Source organism: Paenibacillus taichungensis (genome assembly GCF_050994985.1).
GTDB lineage: Bacteria > Bacillota > Bacilli > Paenibacillales > Paenibacillaceae > Paenibacillus > Paenibacillus taichungensis.
Genome location: NZ_CP194720.1, coordinates 4340600 through 4358241 on the forward strand (window position 1 = coordinate 4340600; position 17642 = coordinate 4358241).

General features: G+C 41.8%; 16 protein-coding genes and 2 pseudogenes. 1 reads left to right on the forward strand and 17 read right to left on the reverse strand.

The window, feature by feature from the left end; genetic code table 11:
* Position 1 precedes the first annotated feature (1 nt).
* Both ACR1R9_RS19530 and ACR1R9_RS19535 read right to left on the reverse strand, forming a co-directional pair.
* A complete protein-coding gene (locus ACR1R9_RS19530; RefSeq protein WP_433922941.1) occupies positions 2 to 1303 on the reverse strand; it encodes an ABC transporter substrate-binding protein in 1302 nt (433 codons plus the stop codon).
* 427 nt (positions 1304 to 1730) lie between these two features.
* Positions 1731 to 2855, reverse strand: a complete 1125-nt coding sequence (locus ACR1R9_RS19535) for a GntR family transcriptional regulator (RefSeq protein ID WP_433922940.1) — start codon at positions 2853 to 2855, stop codon at positions 1731 to 1733.
* 57 nt (positions 2856 to 2912) lie between these two features.
* Between ACR1R9_RS19535 and ACR1R9_RS19540 the strand changes: the two are divergent.
* A pseudogene (locus ACR1R9_RS19540) lies at positions 2913 to 3090 on the forward strand (transposase); the annotation flags it as partial.
* A gap of 85 nt (positions 3091 to 3175) precedes the next feature.
* On the opposite strand, the gene ACR1R9_RS19545 reads toward ACR1R9_RS19540, so the two are convergent.
* The 15 genes and pseudogenes from ACR1R9_RS19545 to ACR1R9_RS19615 form a co-directional block, all read right to left on the reverse strand.
* A complete protein-coding gene (locus ACR1R9_RS19545; protein WP_433922939.1) occupies positions 3176 to 4447 on the reverse strand; it encodes a Gfo/Idh/MocA family protein in 1272 nt (423 codons plus the stop codon).
* A 43-nt stretch (positions 4448 to 4490) separates the two neighbouring features.
* Positions 4491 to 6116 carry an extracellular solute-binding protein gene (locus ACR1R9_RS19550; protein ID WP_433922938.1) on the reverse strand — a complete coding sequence of 542 codons (1626 nt, stop codon included), beginning with the start codon at positions 6114 to 6116 and terminating at the stop codon, positions 4491 to 4493.
* A 41-nt stretch (positions 6117 to 6157) separates the two neighbouring features.
* Positions 6158 to 7042: a carbohydrate ABC transporter permease gene (locus ACR1R9_RS19555; RefSeq protein WP_113051434.1), complete on the reverse strand. Its 885-nt coding sequence runs from the start codon at positions 7040 to 7042 to the stop codon at positions 6158 to 6160.
* A 15-nt stretch (positions 7043 to 7057) separates the two neighbouring features.
* Positions 7058 to 8020, reverse strand: coding sequence for an ABC transporter permease (locus ACR1R9_RS19560; RefSeq protein ID WP_433922937.1), 963 nt, complete (start codon positions 8018 to 8020; stop codon positions 7058 to 7060).
* 606 nt (positions 8021 to 8626) lie between these two features.
* Positions 8627 to 9679: a LacI family DNA-binding transcriptional regulator gene (locus ACR1R9_RS19565; RefSeq protein ID WP_076290114.1), complete on the reverse strand. Its 1053-nt coding sequence runs from the start codon at positions 9677 to 9679 to the stop codon at positions 8627 to 8629.
* A 223-nt stretch (positions 9680 to 9902) separates the two neighbouring features.
* Positions 9903 to 10286 carry a RidA family protein gene (locus ACR1R9_RS19570; RefSeq protein ID WP_163756705.1) on the reverse strand — a complete coding sequence of 128 codons (384 nt, stop codon included), beginning with the start codon at positions 10284 to 10286 and terminating at the stop codon, positions 9903 to 9905.
* 78 nt (positions 10287 to 10364) lie between these two features.
* Positions 10365 to 11852 carry a Na+/H+ antiporter NhaC gene (gene nhaC, locus ACR1R9_RS19575; protein ID WP_433922936.1) on the reverse strand — a complete coding sequence of 496 codons (1488 nt, stop codon included), beginning with the start codon at positions 11850 to 11852 and terminating at the stop codon, positions 10365 to 10367.
* Positions 11853 to 11891: 39 nt separating this feature from the next.
* A complete protein-coding gene (locus ACR1R9_RS19580) occupies positions 11892 to 13061 on the reverse strand; it encodes a MalY/PatB family protein (RefSeq protein WP_433922935.1) in 1170 nt (389 codons plus the stop codon).
* Between the two features lie 36 nt (positions 13062 to 13097).
* Entirely contained in the window at positions 13098 to 13778 is a 681-nt protein-coding gene (locus ACR1R9_RS19585; RefSeq protein WP_076290118.1) for a helix-turn-helix transcriptional regulator, read from the reverse strand.
* A gap of 221 nt (positions 13779 to 13999) precedes the next feature.
* On the reverse strand, positions 14000 to 14347 hold the full coding sequence (locus ACR1R9_RS19590) for a VOC family protein (RefSeq protein WP_175383797.1): 348 nt from the start codon (positions 14345 to 14347) through the stop codon (positions 14000 to 14002).
* A gap of 139 nt (positions 14348 to 14486) precedes the next feature.
* Positions 14487 to 14729: pseudogene (locus tag ACR1R9_RS19595) on the reverse strand (hypothetical protein).
* 21 nt (positions 14730 to 14750) lie between these two features.
* Complete coding sequence (locus ACR1R9_RS19600; RefSeq protein ID WP_433922934.1) at positions 14751 to 15245, reverse strand: tetratricopeptide repeat protein; 495 nt, start codon at positions 15243 to 15245, stop codon at positions 14751 to 14753.
* 72 nt (positions 15246 to 15317) lie between these two features.
* Positions 15318 to 16037, reverse strand: coding sequence for a ferritin-like domain-containing protein (locus ACR1R9_RS19605; RefSeq protein WP_433922933.1), 720 nt, complete (start codon positions 16035 to 16037; stop codon positions 15318 to 15320).
* Positions 16038 to 16218: 181 nt separating this feature from the next.
* Complete coding sequence (locus ACR1R9_RS19610; protein WP_433922932.1) at positions 16219 to 16986, reverse strand: nucleotidyltransferase domain-containing protein; 768 nt, start codon at positions 16984 to 16986, stop codon at positions 16219 to 16221.
* A 190-nt stretch (positions 16987 to 17176) separates the two neighbouring features.
* Positions 17177 to 17560: a nuclear transport factor 2 family protein gene (locus tag ACR1R9_RS19615; protein WP_433922931.1), complete on the reverse strand. Its 384-nt coding sequence runs from the start codon at positions 17558 to 17560 to the stop codon at positions 17177 to 17179.
* Between the last annotated feature and the right edge of the window lie 82 nt (positions 17561 to 17642).

Here is a 17642-nt window from a genome sequence, read left to right on the forward strand (position 1 = left end):
CCTATTTGTCGTATTTTTCTAAAGCTTTATTAATAGTCTCTGTTACTCTATCCAGGTTCTCTTTCGGAGTACCGTTACCGCGGGTAGCCTTTTCCGTAGCGGAAGCTAACTCATTCCACAATAGCTGTCCTTCAGGAATAACCGGGCGGTTGTGTGAATTTGGCAAAATTTCAATAAATTCCTTCATAATCGGATCGTCCTTGTAACCGTACTTGTCGTTAACCGAATCGATAACAGAAATTTGAGAGTCAGCGTTTAATAACGTTTGCCCCTCTTCTTTCCCTAAGAATTCGAGGAATTTCCAAGCAGCAGCAACGTTCTTGGCGCCTTTAGGGATAATAGCGGACCCGCCTCCCGACCATGTCGTAAAATTAGTACCTGTTGGGGTCGGTATTGGTGCAACACCGTAATTTAAATCCGGCTTAAATTTTTCGATACCCTTCACCGTAAAGTTTCCACTTATCTTCATGCTGACTTGACCGGAAATGAACGGATCCATTTCCTCCGTGCCAGCTGCGCTTGTGAATCCGGCAATATCCTCGACATTGTATTTTTTGCCGAAGTCGGTCATCCATTGTAGTGCTTCAACGACTTTAGGATCATTTGCGGTAATTTTGCCGGTGGCAGCGTCCTGGAATTCTCCTCCAAATGCCCAACCCCAAGTGTACAGCCAGCCTTGCGAATACCATGGGATGAACCCGATCCGTTTGAAACGTTTACCATCCTTAATGGTTAACTTTTCGGCGGCCGCTTCAAGCTCGGCGATCGTTTGTGGTGGTTTGTTGGGATCGAGCCCTACTTCTGTGAAATGATCCTTATTGTAAAATAGCAGGCGAGAGTCCGTATCCATCGGCATTGCATAAAGCTTTCCTTGATAACTGGACTCCTCCCAAGCAAATGGATAATACATTTCCTTAAGAATCCCGGATTCTGCTGCCATCGAGGATAAGTCAGTCAGAGAACCTTGCGCAGCCCAAGTACCGACCTTAAAACGGTCGAAAAGTGCAACGTCAGGAGGATTGCCGCCTGCGACTGCAGTTAGCAGCTTCTGATCGGATCCCTCGCTGGATTCTGTATAAACCAATTTCATTTTGATGGTAGGGTTTTTCTCTTCAAATGCCTTCACGACTTTATTCAAATTATCTAAATCAATGGAGGTAAGACCATGCCACATCGTAACCGTTGTATTCCCCTCTCCGGCCTGATCACTTGAGTCTCCCTTCGTTGAGCAAGCGGTTACAAGTAGTGACATAGCCAGAAAGTAAACAAGAATTGGAAATGCGAATTTTTTGGATCTCCTCATTCAAAGTCCCCCTTAAGTTAAATTAATTAGTTTAACTTGAATTCCTATAGAATCCACTCCATTTTCTGATCAATCCACATTTTATGTAAGCGCTAACAAGACTGGTGATATGAACTATTCAAATCAGAAAATGACGAACAAAGTGAATTGGTTATAAGAATCCTGCTGGCTATACTAATTATACTAAGTATATTAATATGACATTACGAAGCATGTCAATTGCAATATTACGACATAAATATTCATGACGTAAGGTTATAATTAGATATATAAATCGACGTTTCAAGGTTCGTTAATCTCCCAGGTAAGGAAGGTCCATGCTTCGAAGTTTATTTCTGATATCAAAAAAGGTGCCGATAAGCCCCCGGGGACTTCTCGACACCTTGAACAATATGCTTGCTTTTGTTGAGCTGCGCTTGTATTAACCCTACCTGTTATTTTTCACGACCATACGATGTTCAATGATGTTCAGCTCGGGAACTGCTGTTCCATGCAACTGAGAGATTAGCATATCCACTGCCAATTCACCCATCTGATTCTCATCCTGCTTAATATGTGTGAAGATGGGTTGACCTAAGTGATCGTTCAGGGAGTCGAAACAAACAATCTCGAATTCCTCCAAAGATTTCCCCATGGAGTGGATGACTTGAGCCAGCATGGTAGCTATTAGAAATTCCGATGCGACAAACGCCTTTACATCAGGGTGTTGTTTTAAAAAATGCTTTACTGTTTCTTTATCACTATCAATCGCTGTCCCGTTTATGTTCATGGGAAGGGTGCCCTTCAAGTTCGTCAATACATAATCTTTGTTCAAGTTCATTCCTTCTTGGGTGAAGGCAAACGTATATCCGAGCAGCCTTTCCTCCAATGTTGACGTGTTCTCTTCCGGCGGAGATAAAAAGGCAATTTTTTTATGACCTTTGCTAATCAGATGACGCGTAAGATCCATGGCTGCTTTCTTATTGTCTGTGTATACCGAACAAACCGGAATTCCTTTTAGATATCTATCGACCAAAACAATTGGAAACCGATCTAATACAAGTCGAAGCAGCTCCGAATTATAGTGTTGACCATGAATGGGGGTCACAATTAATCCTTTGATGCCCAAACCAATAAATAAGTCGATCGCGCGTTTTTCCTCATCCCGATCCCCGCAAGTTCGCTTAATAATGAGTTGATAATTATGCTCAGCACTCCGCTTTTCCATCGATCTAAGAAGTTGTAGGCCAAACTCGTCAGAAAAATTCGGTATAATAAAACCGATCAACCGCTTATCATCCTCAGGCACCAAGTTCGTTATTACCTCTGAATAGTGCTTCGGTTCTTGTCCTCCAATTATACCATCGGCCACATATGAACCTTTTCCTTGTATTCGTTTAATAACCCCAGAATCTGCCAATTTCTCCAGAGCCTTTTTAGATGTAATACGACTGACGCCAAATTTTTCAGCCAACTCTTTTTCAGAAGAGACTCGGTCTCCTTCTTTTAATCGACCTTCTTTAATCTCTTGTACAATAGAGACATATATCTGCTCGTATAAATGCAATTCCACAAAACCACCCTGACATCATAATATTAGTATACTAAGTATATTACACAAGAAGTAATTCGCAAAGTCACTCAGATTGCCGGCGAACTTCTGTGGCATGGCGTTTTCCAAGTCTATTGTGTCAGACCTCTCCTTACAGTTAGCCCCCCTGGTAGGGTCATGGAATAACTGGCCCTAAGTCGACAGCCGATTCCCGTTTATCTTAGTGGATGTGATGGTATTGAAGGTCCGTGAAGAAAACTCTCGAATTCCAAACGAACAAAAAAAGCCGTCCCTCAAAATATATTCATACCTTGAGGGGCAGCTTATCGATACACTGCTGATTATTTAGATAGCTCTTCCTTCACCATAAGCTGACGGGCATATTCATTCAGATCGATAGACTCGCCCCCGTTCAGCCGCGACTTTTCAGCTGCGAATGCAATCAGATGGCTCCGGACGGAAGCTGCAGCCGATGTCAGGCTTTCCTGACCGTTATAGTGACGCACCTCATTCAGAAAATTCCTCACAATGCCGCTATCTCCCCCACCATGGCCACTGGTTTGAGAAGGGATTGTGATTTCTGTTTTTTGATGTGTCAAAAAGTCGTACACCGTAATTTGATCTTCCTCACCGCGAAGTTCTCCTTTCGTCCCCATGATCTGGATTCTACGTTCCTGCTCAAATGTAAAGCCGCACATACTGAACATAGCCGTAGCTCCACCGTCAAATTCCATATTCACAACCTGATGATCTACCACATTATTGTCACTACGGTATACACACCGGCCGTAATCGGTATCACGTAAACCCTGTATGATATTCGTTTTCGTCAGCTCCTGTGTAAAATGTCCTGCCCAACCCCTGAACTGGTCACTCAAATAAAATCTTGGTGCAGAATACGCACAGGTTGGTTCTACAGCACAATCCAAGCATCGGTCAGCGGAACCTTCCGGTGCATTGCCTTCATGAAAATGTTTAAGAGATCCGAACGAACTGACCTTAAGGCAAGGCTGATCCACGAGCCAGGATAATACGTCCATATCATGGCATGACTTGGACAGGATCATCGGGCTGGATGTGTTAGAATTGTTCCAATTTCCCCGCACGAAGCTGTGGGCAATATGCCAGTAACCCACATTCTCATTCAACTGAATGGAGACAATTTCTCCGATACGTCCTTCTTGTATCACCTTCTTGATTGTATTCCAGAACGGTGTGTACCGCAGCACATGGCAGATCGTCAGCAGCCGATCATTATCTCTGGCCGCTTGTTCCATCTCAAGACATTCCTTTGGATCAGGTGACATTGGCTTCTCCAGCATAACATGATACTTCTTATCTAAAGCCTGCATCGTTGGACCATAATGCATTCTGTCCTGTGTACAAATAACCGCAATATCAGCCAGCTTAGGTTCAGCCAACAGGGGCTCCCAAGTCTCATAACAGTGTTCCGGCGGAATCCCGTGCTTCTCAGCAAATCTTGCTCTTCTCACTGGATCGGCTTCGGCAACCGCAATGAAGGTAAGCTCATGCGGATAATCAAGTGCATAGGGTGCATAGCCACCCGCTCCCCTCGCACCTGCTCCAATCAGGACTGCTTTCAGTTGACTCATATTTGTTCACTCCTTTATGATCTGAAATCTACGGATGAACCTTCTAATCCGCTTGGGTATAACGGTCTGCTGCTGATTGATAGATGGCTACATATCGTTCTACGCCCATCTTTTGGAGAGCTGCCACATACTGATCCCAATTGTCAAAGGATTCATTTCCAGTAATGAATTTGTCACGCATTTCATCTACATACGTTTCAATATCCGTCTGGAAAGTGGTCAGATCCCGTTGTTCTTCCTGCGTGAAATTAAATGGAGGCCAAATTTGATCTTGTGGTAAGATGTGAGACTCTGCTTTTTTCGCATTATCAACCGAAGTTGGCAGACCTTCAGCACCCTTGAAGTATTTCTGCTTCACAAAACCAGGGTAGTATCCACCCGGCCAAATCAGGTATTGACCTACCGCCTGGTCCAGATTAAGGCCATCCGGGTTGTTTTTGATATTGTCGACATAGTCTACGTTACCGTCTGCGTCTTCTTTATACGTCTCATCTTTCCATCCCATGAAGAACGTCTTGATGCCCTCATCGCTGTAGAAATAATCCATCCAGCGGATCATCGCCTCTGGGTTTTGGGCTTTATCTGTCAGTACGAACATCCCAATATTACCGAGTGGAGAACCATAGGCGTTGTATGTCTGATCGCCATGAGGCCCCTTCAGTACTGGCATGCCAATATAACCTTGCTGATTGTATATCGCAACCGGATCGACATTATCAACAACTCCGATCAGGCCTTCCATACCTTTAGCATCCACTTCGGTACTCTTAACAGACACAATGTCCTGCTCGAGCAATCCGTCCTTGTAGAGCTTATTCACGAACTGCAGCAGCTCCTTGTATTGGGGGTCGGTTGGAATAAAGCGTACTTTATCCGTCTGAGGGTCTGTATCAATGTTAATGTTGGAGGTGCCATGATTATTCAACCCAAATGAACCTCGCAGGTAGTTCACCACACCATTCGTTCCCACACCGCCCCAAGCAATCTCGTCCTTTTGCCCGTTGCCGTTCGGGTCCTTCTCTTTAAATGCTTTCAACATATTATAGAAGTCATCTAATGTCTGCGGTTCCTGCAAACCTAATTTATCAAGCCACTCTTTCTTCAACCAAGGTGTTCCGTACAGAACCGACTTGAATTCCGGATCATACAAGGTTGGCAGCCCATATATGTTACCATCCGGCATCGTAATCCCTTTGCCAATAACCGGATACTTCTTCATTAGAGCCTTAAAGTTAGGCGCGTATTGGTCGATCAGATCATTCAGAGGAATAAATGCGCCCTGCTTGCCGTATTTCAGCAGATCCGATCTGGAAAACGCCGAGGCATAGAACAGCTCCGGGTAAGCGCCGCCTGCCAGCAGGAGATTGCGTTTTTCCTTCAAATTATCCTTCTGCACCGTATCCCACTGGATATGAACATTGGACATCTTCTCATACTCTTTCCAGAGTCTGAGATCGTTCCAGTCTGCATTGGCAAAAAACTTTCCGGCAAATCCGCTCACTGTAATGGTGTCATTTACGATCGGAAATCCGCTCGCATTGACTTTGCCATTGGCAGCTCCTTTATCCTTGCTACTTCCCGAATCTGCATCCTTAGTACTGCACCCGGCCAGCATCGAAACGGACATCATACAAACCAGAGCGATACTCCCCCACTTTTTGAGCGTCATTCAAATTCCTCCCTTTGTCCCATCGTTATCCATACAAGGAATCATCCCTTAATGGCACCAATCATTACGCCTTTCACAAAATATCTTTGCAGGAAAGGATAAAGCAGGAGCACCGGTATATTGGCAACGACGAGTACAGCATATTTGATGCCTTCCACTTCCCTTTGCTGCTTAATCGCAGACTCGGTTGACATTTTGACCATATCGTTCGTCTGGCCTTGAATCAGAATTTCCCGCAAAATGAGTTGAAGTGGAAACTTGTCCTTGTCTGACAGATACAACATTGCGTTAAAGAAGGCGTTCCAGTGCCCAACAGCATAGAACAGAATCGTCACCGCTATAATGGGCATGGATAATGGCAGGATAATCCGGGTTAACGTTTGAATATTGGAGCAACCATCAATCGTCGCCGCCTCATGCAACTCATTTGGAATCGATTGCTGGAAGAATGTCCGCATAATGATGATGTTCCAGATCGAAACGGCATTTGGAATGATCATGACCCAAAATGTGTTTAACATGCCAAGGTTTTTGATTAGCATATAGGTTGGAATTAGTCCGCCACTGAAGAACATCGTGAAAACAAACAGGGCCATGATGGCATTGCGGCCTATAAAATCCTTTCGGGATAGCGGATATGCCGCCAGAATCGTCATGACAAGATTAATCAGCGTTCCCACTGACGTATAAATCAGTGTATTGGTATAACCTCTGAGGATATCTTTGTTCTGAAAAATCTTCTCGTAAGAATGGAGATTGATGCCCTTGGGCCATAGGAACATTTCACCACGCAGGACAGCCTGCGGATCACTGAACGAAGCACTTAACACAAAAACAAGCGGGTAGATTACGATAAGCGTAATTATAATTAACAAAAAATGGTTAACTATATTAAAAATACGATCTCCTCTAGATTCAACAAGCATGCATCAGCAACTCCCTTACCATAGGCTCGTTTCACTCATACGTTTTGAGATCTGGTTAACCGTGACTAGTAAGATGAAATTGATTATGGAGTTAAACAGACCAATCGCCGCCGAGAAGCTGTATTCAGCATCTTGTATCCCGCTCCGGTAAACGTAGGTAGAGATAATGTCCGAGGTTTCTAAATTCAGTGTGTTCTGCATCAGCAGGACTTTCTCGAAACCAATACCCATGATGCTTCCGATATTTAAAATGAACAAAATGATAATTGTCGGCATAATACTTGGTATATTAATATGCCATATCCGCTGCAACCGGGTTGCCCCATCCACACGCGCTGCTTCATGAAGCTGAGAGTCCACGCCGGCTAATGCCGCCAAATAAATAATCGAGCTCCAGCCCATGGTCTGCCACACATCCGACATCACAAATAAGGTCTTGAACCAGGATGTCTCAGACAAGAAATTAATGGGATTACCACCAAACATACCAATGAAGTGATTAATGATTCCGTATCGCGGCGATAAAAACATCATCATCATGCCTACGACCACAACGGTTGATAGGAAGTGCGGCGCATAGGTTATGGTCTGAACAAATTTTTTAAACTTTTCCGCCCTTACCTCATTCATCAGAAGCGCCAAAATGATAGGGACTGGAAAACCTACCGCCAAGCTGTACAACCCAAGTCCAAGCGTATTTTTAATTAATCTCCAGAAGAAATAACTGTGAAAAAAACGTTCAAAATGTTCAACTCCGATCCAGGGGCTTCCCCAGATTCCCTTCGTTGCAATGAAATCCTTAAATGCGATTTGAATGCCATACATCGGCAAGTACTGAAAGACAATGTAATACGCAACAACTGGCGAGATTAACAAATAAAGCTGCCAATTTCGTAAAACGGGGTTCCACTTTTGACGTCTTCTTCTCTTCTTTTCATGTACTGCATTCATTGCAGGTTTTACAGTTGTATTGGCCATGAACATCCCCCCTGGAATTGTCACTACAATTCTGCCTGGCAAAATGTCTTTGTGTTACCACCAGCGCTTACGCCGCTCGAAGCAGTTCCCACCTTTCTTTTTTGATTTCTAAGTTTTGATTTAAAGTACTTATATGTTAGAAGTTGTTACACAAAGTGAGTGAATAGCGTTAATAGATGACTTCATCATCTAACGCAAAAGGATTTGTTTTTTTTGGATATATATTTGGATATATTCGGTTCTAGTTTGGAGTCTATTTTATGTAAATTGAAAGGAATCAGTTTGGATAATAGGTTGTAAGAGTTTTAGAGGGTTCTTGTTTATTTTATATAAACATTGATTTAAAGGGGTATGGAAGCGCAATCAATAATTTGGTTTAAGATAAAATCTTAGCTGCTGGCTAAATCCAAAAACATAGAAAACAAATCCAAACGCTTAATTTCATACATCATAATATAGCCCACAGACAGTTGTCAAACATTTTTTTGGCTTAATTTGGATTAAATTTGGCTAAATAAAACAAGAAAAACCCACGCGGATGCATTCCTCGTAGGTTTTATATTAAAGTTATCTGGATTCATATGTAACAAAATATCACACAACTATCTAGTCATCCATACGATTTGTACGATCATAAACAGATGATTCCCTCACAATAAGGGTGCTGGGCAACAACACTTTATGGAGAGATGAATAACGTCCTTCCAGATAATCGTTAATTAATTGTGCTGCTACTTTGCCGATTTCATATTTTGGAACTTGCACGGACGTCAGAGGTGGGGTTGTATACTGCGCCATAGAAATATTATCCATGCCCACGAATGCGATATCTTGAGGAATACGGCCATTTTGTTCAACCACTGCCCGCATCGCAGGAATAGCGAGCATATCACTTGCACAAAAAATTGCCGTCGGCCAATCAGACTTGGGCGTCTCGGTCAGGAGATCCGTCAATCTGCTGTAGCTGAGATTCACATTCCAGTTGGTGTTGATAATCCAATGTTCATTCAGATTCAGGTTTGCTTCCAGCATGGCAAATTTATAACCGACGTACCTTTCTTCGCTCTCTATTTGTTCCGAATATGCGGGGCCACCGATAAACCCAATCCGGGTATGGCCTTGCTCGATCAAATGACGGACTGCTGTGCGGGCAGAAAATATTCGGTCACAGTCAACGACCGGTACAGTAAGCCTTTCGTCATTGAGACTTACACCCAATACAGTAATATTCTCTTGCTCAAGCAGCTCAAACAATTTTTCATCGTACCAGCTGATTGCGACTATACCTTGAGTACCCGTTTCCTGAAGCATCATCTTTATCCGTTCAGTGTCACTAAGTTCTTCGCAAGTGCGGACAATTGCTGGAGGCAGCCCCAGTTCCGTCATTTTAACGTGAAAACCTGTCAGTACCTGTGAAAAGTACGGATGATCATCCATCAAAATCTGTGGCACGATACAAGCTATCCGTTTGGCTGAGGTAATCTCTTTGCCAATGGATTTGGAGGATTCATCCAAAATGTATCCCAACTCAAGAGCAGCTTCCCTAATTTTTCGCTTTGTCCCTTCATTGACCGGTCGATTGGTATCATTGCTGATCGCACGCGAAACCGTTGATATGGATACGCCTACACGTTCTGCGATATCTTTTAATTTTGGCATTACAGCACCTCCCCTTGCTCTCTTCATTTGGAGCCAAAATTTATGTTTAGCAATGATCATATCATAATATTGTAATATTTTGGCGTCAATTAAACAAGCCGCCATGCAAGTACCGTTATACTGTCAACACGCGATTTTTGCCACTTTTCATAAGCTTTTAAATTGTTTGACAATCTGTACGATAAAAAAGCCCCCGGTTTCCCGGAGGCTCATCGAATACTAGTTATTTTACCGCGATTACTTCAATCTCCACAAGTCCGTCCTTCGGCAGCTTTGCAACCTCAACGGCGCTGCGTGCCGGATAAGGCTCCGCAAAGAAAGTCGCATATACTTCATTAACAGTTTGGAAATCGTTCATGTCTTTTAGAAATACCGTCGTTTTCACTACATGCTCCATGGCATAATCTGCAGCTTCCAAAATTGCCTTCACATTAGTTAGCGATTGCTTCGCCTGCTCCGATACAGAATCCGGAAACTCTCCTGCAGCATTCATTCCAAGCTGCCCGGAAGTAATCATCATATTCCCAAATTGTACAGCCTGTGAGTAAGGACCAATAGCACCTGGAGCGTTTGAAGTTGCGATTGTTTTTCTCTCTTGTTTTGTCATAGAAATTCTCTCCCTTTATCCACGCATTAATACGCTTTGTTTTTTCTGTTACACAAGCGAGGGGTGTGATCCCCTCTCTTATAATGATTTAGCTGCTTTTGCATCATCATATTCCTTGAGCATTTCCTGCTGCTGCTCTGGAGTCAGCTTGGTGATTCCAAAGCCTGTAAAACCCCAGATGATCGCAAAGATAATACCTGTCCAGCAGAGGACTGCCCAAGGCAAATATGACAGAGTTGCGACGCCAAGCGTACCAGCCATATAAGCCCCTGCTGCTGTCCACGGCAAGATCGGTTCAATAATGGTAGCGGAATCCTCAATGGTTCGACCCAGGTTCTTCGGATGCAGTCCGCGGCGAATGTAAGCCTCTCGCAGCATTTCACCAGGCATCAGGATTGATACCTGCCCATTACTCGTTACCCCGATCATCGTCAGACCGGTAGCAATTGTTGCCAAAATTAGCGATCCTGTCGAATGTACAAATTTAAGGATTTTACCTACAATCAATTCCAAAGATTTGGTCAACGAAATGGTACCGGCGAACGTAATAGCACAGAAGCAAATCAACAATGTACCCATCATGGAGTTCATCCCACCACGGTTCAGAAGGCGAGGAATATCCGGAATCACAGCAGCTGCATCGAAGCCTTGAATGTGTACCATAGCTACATCGAAGCCGTTAATGACGGAAGTAATTACATCATGCAGTGTAAACCCTTGAAAGATCATGCCACATGCCATTGCTACAAAAGAGGAAATCAGCATCACCGGTATGGTAGGTTTTTTGCGAATTGAACCGTACAATACGATCAATACCGGAAGCAGTAATAATAAATTCCAGTTGAACACTGTACTTAAAGTATCCATAATCGTAACAACCTTCTCAGGAATAGCCATATCCGAGCCACCACTATTAAAACCAGTGATCAAGAAGACCGCTCCAGCTACGATAAATGATGGGACCGTGGTATACAGCAAATGACCTATATGTTCATACAAGTTAACTCCTGTTGACAACGCTGCCAAGTTTGTTGTATCTGATAAAGGAGATAGTTTGTCTCCAAAATATGCCCCTGCTACAACTGCACCTGCAACAGCAGCCAGATTCGCATCGAGGCCAGCTCCTACCCCCATAAATGCTACGCCGATCGTACCTGCTGATCCCCAAGAGGTTCCTGTACATAAGGAGACAATGGAAGTGACAATGAATGCCGTAATCAGCAAAAATTGCGGATTAATAATATTAAGTCCATAATAGATCATCATGGGTATCGTACCACCGATCATCCAGGCGCCAATCATAAATCCGACAGTAATCAGGATCAAGATAGCCGGCATGGTCTTTGCGATCTTTTGCGCGATGGAATTCATAATGTCGTCATAGTTGTGACCCAGCTTAATGGCGATGATTCCGGCAACCACTGTGGATATAATGATTAGCGGCTCAGGTGGCAATTCGAATAGAACATATCCTATACATAACAGTAAAACCATAGTAACAATCGGTAATAAAGCTAAAAACAGAGTAGGTTGCTTAACCGTCTTTTCCTTATTTGGCATAGCCATTGTAAGGTTCCCCCTATCGATGATGTAAGAAGTTATCTGTTACTTTAAAGGGTAATTGCTGACCATTCGCTCAAAAGCCTCTTGCAATAGTGCCCTGGGAGCACCGAGATTCAGGCGAATAAATCCTTCGCCATCCACGCCAAAGGACGAACCAAAACTGACGCTAACCCGGCTCTTTTGTTGAATCCATTCCATTAAATCGCTTTCATTTCTGCTAAGGGCCGTACAATCTACCCACAGAAGGTAGGTTCCTTCTGCTCTCACGATTTTTAGTTCAGGCATATGCTCAGCAAAAAAATCTTCCGTAAATGAAATATTGTCCGTAATATAAGATCGAAGCTCGTTAAGCCAATCATCACACTCCGTATAAGCCACTTCCAAAGCAGGGATGGCAAAAAAAGTAGGATTATGAATGCCGGCCTGTCGTAACCCAAGTTGGAATCGCTCTCTTAACTGCATATTCGGGATCACAATATTAGCGATTTCAAGACTTGCTAAGTTAAAGGTTTTACCTGGCGAAGTGCAGACAATGGAACGCTCCGCAATCTGCTCTGATAACTTCGCGATAATCGTATGCTCGTGTCCTTCGTGAATAAAATCGGCATGGATGTCATCCGATACGAGCAGTGCATCATAACGAATGCAGAGCTCGGCTATTCGTTCCAATTCCGCCTTTGTCCATACACGCCCGGTCGGATTATGTGGAGAGATTAACAGAACAATCTTGACCCCTGCACTCATTTGGCGCTCCATATCATCAAAGTCGATCTCATATCGTCCATCTCTAAGCAGCAGCCGGCTTTCCACTAGTTTTCTATGATTAATTTCAACAGCATTAGCGATAGGTTGATATGCCGGAGTATGCATCAAAATTCGGTCACCAGGTTCTGTGAATCTTTCGATTATAGTCGATACAGCCTGTACAATTCGCGGGCAGAACACAATCCATTCTTTCGGTACATCCCATCTGTAAGCTTTATCAAGCCATTGTTGTACGACCTCATAATACGGAGGGAACGCATCGGTATATCCGTAGATTCCGTGCCGCGCCATCTCGCTCACCTTATTCACGACTTGAGGAGGCGCTTGGATATCCATATCCGCAACAGAGAGAACGATCATATCCTCCCCCAAACTGTTCACAACCCCGTCCCACTTCGCGCTATTGGTACCTACTCTGCTAATCATTTGATCAAAGTTATAGCTCATGTATCTCACCTTCTTGTTTTCCATCTGGATTTCTGTTTATTTCAGCTTTTGTAAATAGCGATATACCGTAGGTTCAGATATTGATAAAGAAGTTGCTACCTGTGAAACGCCACCTTTCAGTAAGAAAACTCCAAGCTCGTTTAATTCGCGGACAACTTCAATCTTCTCCTGCGATGACAAACGTTCCGGCGGAATTTTTAATTTGCCAATAACCGAAGTTATCATATGCTGCAGCAGATCATCTGCATTTCCCTGCAGGTACTCCGTTGTTTGCTTTTCTTCCTTCGACTTTTCAGCAGCAGCAGGCATTACATACGGGTTAGGTCCTCCTTGTAAAATATGTTGAACCCATTCAGCCGCTACTTCCATATGAGTAACGTCTATATTCAGGCAGAGCAGTCCAACCAGCTTATTCTCATCATTCTTTATATAGTAGGTAGACGATCGGAAACTCTGACCGAATTTGCCTGACGCTTTGTAGTTGGCTATATACTGTTCCTCATGATAAGCTTCCGATTTGAGAATTTTCAAAACAAGGTCAGTGGATGCATCGCCTACTTCACGTCCGCTAATATAACCGTTCTCAATAAAAACAATAGAGTGCTCCGGATCACTGATATCATGTACGACGACTTCACATTTAGGTCCTATAATTGCCGCAATAAATGAAGCGATCGGAAAAAATCTCTCCAGATACTGCCGATTCTCACTCCCCATTAATTTGAACTCCCTTCTCTTCATTCAACAATGTATTTTTATTGTGCAAATAATAAATTATTATCTTGATAAAATAGTATCACACCTATAAAACGCTTTCAACTTTTTTTTGTAAATGACCTTCGTTTTAATAAAAAAAGCCTGCACGATCACTAATGTGATCTGTGCAAGCTTCTCACTCATTTTCTCGAACATTGAGTCGATAGCAAACTGAATTCACGTTATTTTTCCCAAAGCTCAATCAGTCGACCTTCAGGATCTTCAATCCAGACAAATTTTCCATATTCACTAATCTCTTTTTTCTTAACAAGAGGTACCCCAATATGTTCAAGATGTTGAATAGTCTCGTTTATATCATGCACTTGGAAATTTAACATCACTTGTTGTTCTGTCGGAAAATAACTGTCATTCTCCGGAAAGAAAGAAAAGATGGTCTCATTACCTGCTTCGGGTTTGATCACAGTCCCATTCCAATCTTCTATTTCAATCTTCAGCACATCACTGTACCATTTTTTTACCACTTCAAGATTCTTGGTTCTCCAGAAAATTCCTCCGAATCCTTTTATCATCGTTTCCAGCTCCTGTCTATCATATAAATATCCATTAGATTAGATATATCCCGAATCCAACAACCTTAATCACCTAACAGGATGCCCTCAACGTGCTATGGCATTATGAGATGTCAGACCTTCATGCATCAGCTGCATTTTACTGCTCAGATTTGTTATCTTTCTCATTGCCGCGTTTAAAATTCCCAGTAATCTTTGCCATGACTAACTGTATTTCCTTATGATCTTTACCTTCAATTGAATTTAAAAATTTATTACTTGCCTTGCCGGATAATATTGAAACTTGCTTTCCATTCCAGTATATAAAGACTTTATTGTCCTACGTTAATTTATAAGAGAAAACTTCCTCACTCAGTCTATTTCGCTTGTCTATATTACTAATATGAATATCTCCCTTCTTAACTCATTCCCAGGTTTCATCAAGATGTAGTGCATAGTATTGAATCGGTCTGCTAAAATACTGAAGTTTTTCATCTGAAGTTGTTTCTAGCAAATTAGCTAAAAGAAGTTCAGTTGATTCTTTGTATTTTCCCGTATTATAAAGAGATATCGCCAGAAACACTTGAAGACCTCTATGATCAGGGAACTCTTTTACACCTCGACGCAATGTTTCCTCTGCTTCCTGATAAAATCCTAAATATCGATATGTGCTTCCCAGACCAAGCAATGCTCTTTCAAGATCTGGCCCGGATAGTCCTTGTTCAATAGCTCGAACATAAAATGGAATGGCTTCTTTTCCTAGTCCTGAATTGTCATGAGCAACAGCCGTCTGAAAATTGATCTCAGCATCGTCCGGGTAAGTGAAAAGCAAATCTAAAAGCATTGTACGCGCTTCAGCAAGTATCGCTTGATCCTGCTTAGCTCGTCCTTCTTCGCGAAGTTGTATGGCTTTATCCAAAAGTTCTCTTTTTATTTTTACATTTACCTCTCTTTTTGAAATCTTGGATATAATGTTATCTGTCGTAAATCTCTACTGTGAATTAGCTATAATCTTCTTTGTTAAGTTAAACTCATGACGGCATTCATAGTAATAACTTTTGAGTTTATATCCCCCAGCTTTAAATACAGGCTTATGTTGATGCCATACTATAATTAGCGTTCCTTCAAAAAGGATTCTACGAAGGATATAAACTATTCTGTTAAAGAGAACGTTTCTATTTTGAGCAAGTTTATGAAGTGTTTCGGATTGAAACTGAACATGTTTCTCCTCATCACTTAAAATCTGATTACATAAATCGATTAATACTTTTGACTTTGTAGATTTTTGCAAGGCTTTATAGTACAACTTAGCAATGATCTCAGCAGTTAATAGAACAATGACTGATTGTTCTAGACTCGCATATCGACGTAATCTTCTAAATACATTGTCCACCCAATGTCTACGAAGGAGTGGGATTCCCTGTACCTTCATAAATCTGCCCAGATCTCTAGCGTGCCGCTGTTCTTCTTTAATGAATTCTATAAGTGCTTCATAGTAATCCTGATCTTGTGTCTGATGTACATATTCTTGCGCACGTTTAATTAGATATTTACCTTCAGAGTTTTCTCCTAATTGAAACTGTTGAATTGACTTAATGATCATTTTTCTTTCATTAGTTGTTAATTTATAGTTGTCATCCCAATGAATATATTTGAGGTTTTGATTATTTCTTCGATAATATTGCACCCATTTCGAGAAAGTGATATTCATTATTTGCTCCTAAAATGTAATAGGTTTATGTCAGATAACCGTTTTGTGTTGACAACGTCCTGGCCTCGCTGCTTATAGTTGTGAGGCTTGCCGAACTCCTAATGCAGTCACGTCCCGACGGGCTTAGGGGGCTGAATGTGGTCACTCGCTTCTCAAAGTGGCCCGGAGCGTCAATATTTTGTTAGTCGAAGGAAGTTCTGGATGCAGCCATTGCATTTAAGGCGTTCTCAAAATAGCTATATACTTCATCTGCAATTCCCAGAAACTCTTCAACAAGTACATTACTATCCAAGTAACAAGCATACAGATACTCAACTAAAGCGGAGTCAATCTCGCAATAGTTTAATATGGCATTCTTCATCTCAATCATGTCATCTTGCCATACACCTGTATCTACTAAAACCAAAGAGTATAATGCACGAATTAATCTCTTAGAGTAACCTTTAATATATCTAGTTTTCATTGTGTTATCACTAGCACTAGAAAGTAAACGATGTATACGATCTACTTCCTCCTTGGTCTCTGTATTTAAGTCTAATATGAACTCAGGAGAAATAACTATCGGGGGTACTTTTTCACCAACGTCATCACCATATATACAAACACAAATGATCTTAACCCAAAAACCCCACTCATTTGGTTTACTTAATACATCGTCAATCGAACAAATGGTCGTATCAATCTTAGTTAACACTGGATATTCTTCCAAAAGCCTGTCTTTAATATTTGACAATCTTTCGTAATCAATATCTTTGGGATTTGCACATACAATAGTAAAGTCTGCATCTGACTTAAAAGGTGTAGCCGTTCCTTTGGGAATCGAGCCACACATATAAATGCTATGAATCTTACCTTTAAATTCGTTAAGTATATTATCTATATACTTATCAACAAAATCCTTATATTCACTTTGTATTACAATTCTATTTATAACTTTTTCTAATATCATAGAGACTCCTCCTATACTAAAAACTTCTTTCGACTAACGTTGTGTATTCATGACGCTTGGCGAATGCCAAGTGTGTCCGGCAGCCTCTGCTTCCCTGAAATACTTCTGCAGGACCGATGGCGTATGCTCGATCCGTGAATATATTGTTATCTGATTTCAGGGTAATCTATGAATAACTTTCAATAATGTTTCAACTATGATCTTCAATCAGTATTATCTTCTTATCTTTCATTTGAAATATTGATTTCCCTTGAAGTTTTAATGTTTCTCCTGCCTTCATTCCATTAGGGAGATCACGGGACAATATTCCCTCATAATCAATGTCAACCTCTGCTTTATCTCCTGCGAAAATAATGTTCTTTATTACTTGACGCCTTTGAGAAAATACCTTAATTGACTGCTCTGCTAATGTGCGAAATTCCTGAATCCCCTTTGTTTCCGAATTCACTTCACCTTTAGAAATGTTACGAAAATGAATATTTTCATTCAAAACTCCTATCATTCCATCAATGTTAAACGTGTTATATGCGCTCAGGTATTTTTCAATAAGATCTTTTAAATTTGAGTTCTCCAAGTCGAATCACACTCCTAGATTTTGATATTACATATTTGTCCTGATTTTAGATATCGTTCTCGTATTTACGAATCCGAGAGGG

Excerpts from the sequence above, each read along its gene's own strand:
- ACR1R9_RS19530 (WP_433922941.1), bottom strand. The coding sequence starts at position 1,303 with ATGAGGAGATCCAAAAAATTCGCATTTCCAATTCTTGTTTACTTTCTG.
- ACR1R9_RS19545 (WP_433922939.1), bottom strand. The coding sequence starts at position 4,447 with ATGAGTCAACTGAAAGCAGTCCTGATTGGAGCAGGTGCGAGGGGAGCG.
- ACR1R9_RS19550 (WP_433922938.1), bottom strand. The coding sequence starts at position 6,116 with ATGACGCTCAAAAAGTGGGGGAGTATCGCTCTGGTTTGTATGATGTCC.
- ACR1R9_RS19555 (WP_113051434.1), bottom strand. The coding sequence starts at position 7,042 with ATGCTTGTTGAATCTAGAGGAGATCGTATTTTTAATATAGTTAACCAT.
- ACR1R9_RS19560 (WP_433922937.1), bottom strand. The coding sequence starts at position 8,020 with ATGGCCAATACAACTGTAAAACCTGCAATGAATGCAGTACATGAAAAG.
- ACR1R9_RS19565 (WP_076290114.1), bottom strand. The coding sequence starts at position 9,679 with ATGCCAAAATTAAAAGATATCGCAGAACGTGTAGGCGTATCCATATCA.
- ACR1R9_RS19570 (WP_163756705.1), bottom strand. The coding sequence starts at position 10,286 with ATGACAAAACAAGAGAGAAAAACAATCGCAACTTCAAACGCTCCAGGT.
- nhaC (WP_433922936.1), bottom strand. The coding sequence starts at position 11,852 with ATGGCTATGCCAAATAAGGAAAAGACGGTTAAGCAACCTACTCTGTTT.
- ACR1R9_RS19580 (WP_433922935.1), bottom strand. The coding sequence starts at position 13,061 with ATGAGCTATAACTTTGATCAAATGATTAGCAGAGTAGGTACCAATAGC.
- ACR1R9_RS19585 (WP_076290118.1), bottom strand. The coding sequence starts at position 13,778 with ATGGGGAGTGAGAATCGGCAGTATCTGGAGAGATTTTTTCCGATCGCT.
- ACR1R9_RS19590 (WP_175383797.1), bottom strand. The coding sequence starts at position 14,347 with ATGATAAAAGGATTCGGAGGAATTTTCTGGAGAACCAAGAATCTTGAA.
- ACR1R9_RS19605 (WP_433922933.1), bottom strand. The coding sequence starts at position 16,037 with ATGAATATCACTTTCTCGAAATGGGTGCAATATTATCGAAGAAATAAT.
- ACR1R9_RS19610 (WP_433922932.1), bottom strand. The coding sequence starts at position 16,986 with ATGATATTAGAAAAAGTTATAAATAGAATTGTAATACAAAGTGAATAT.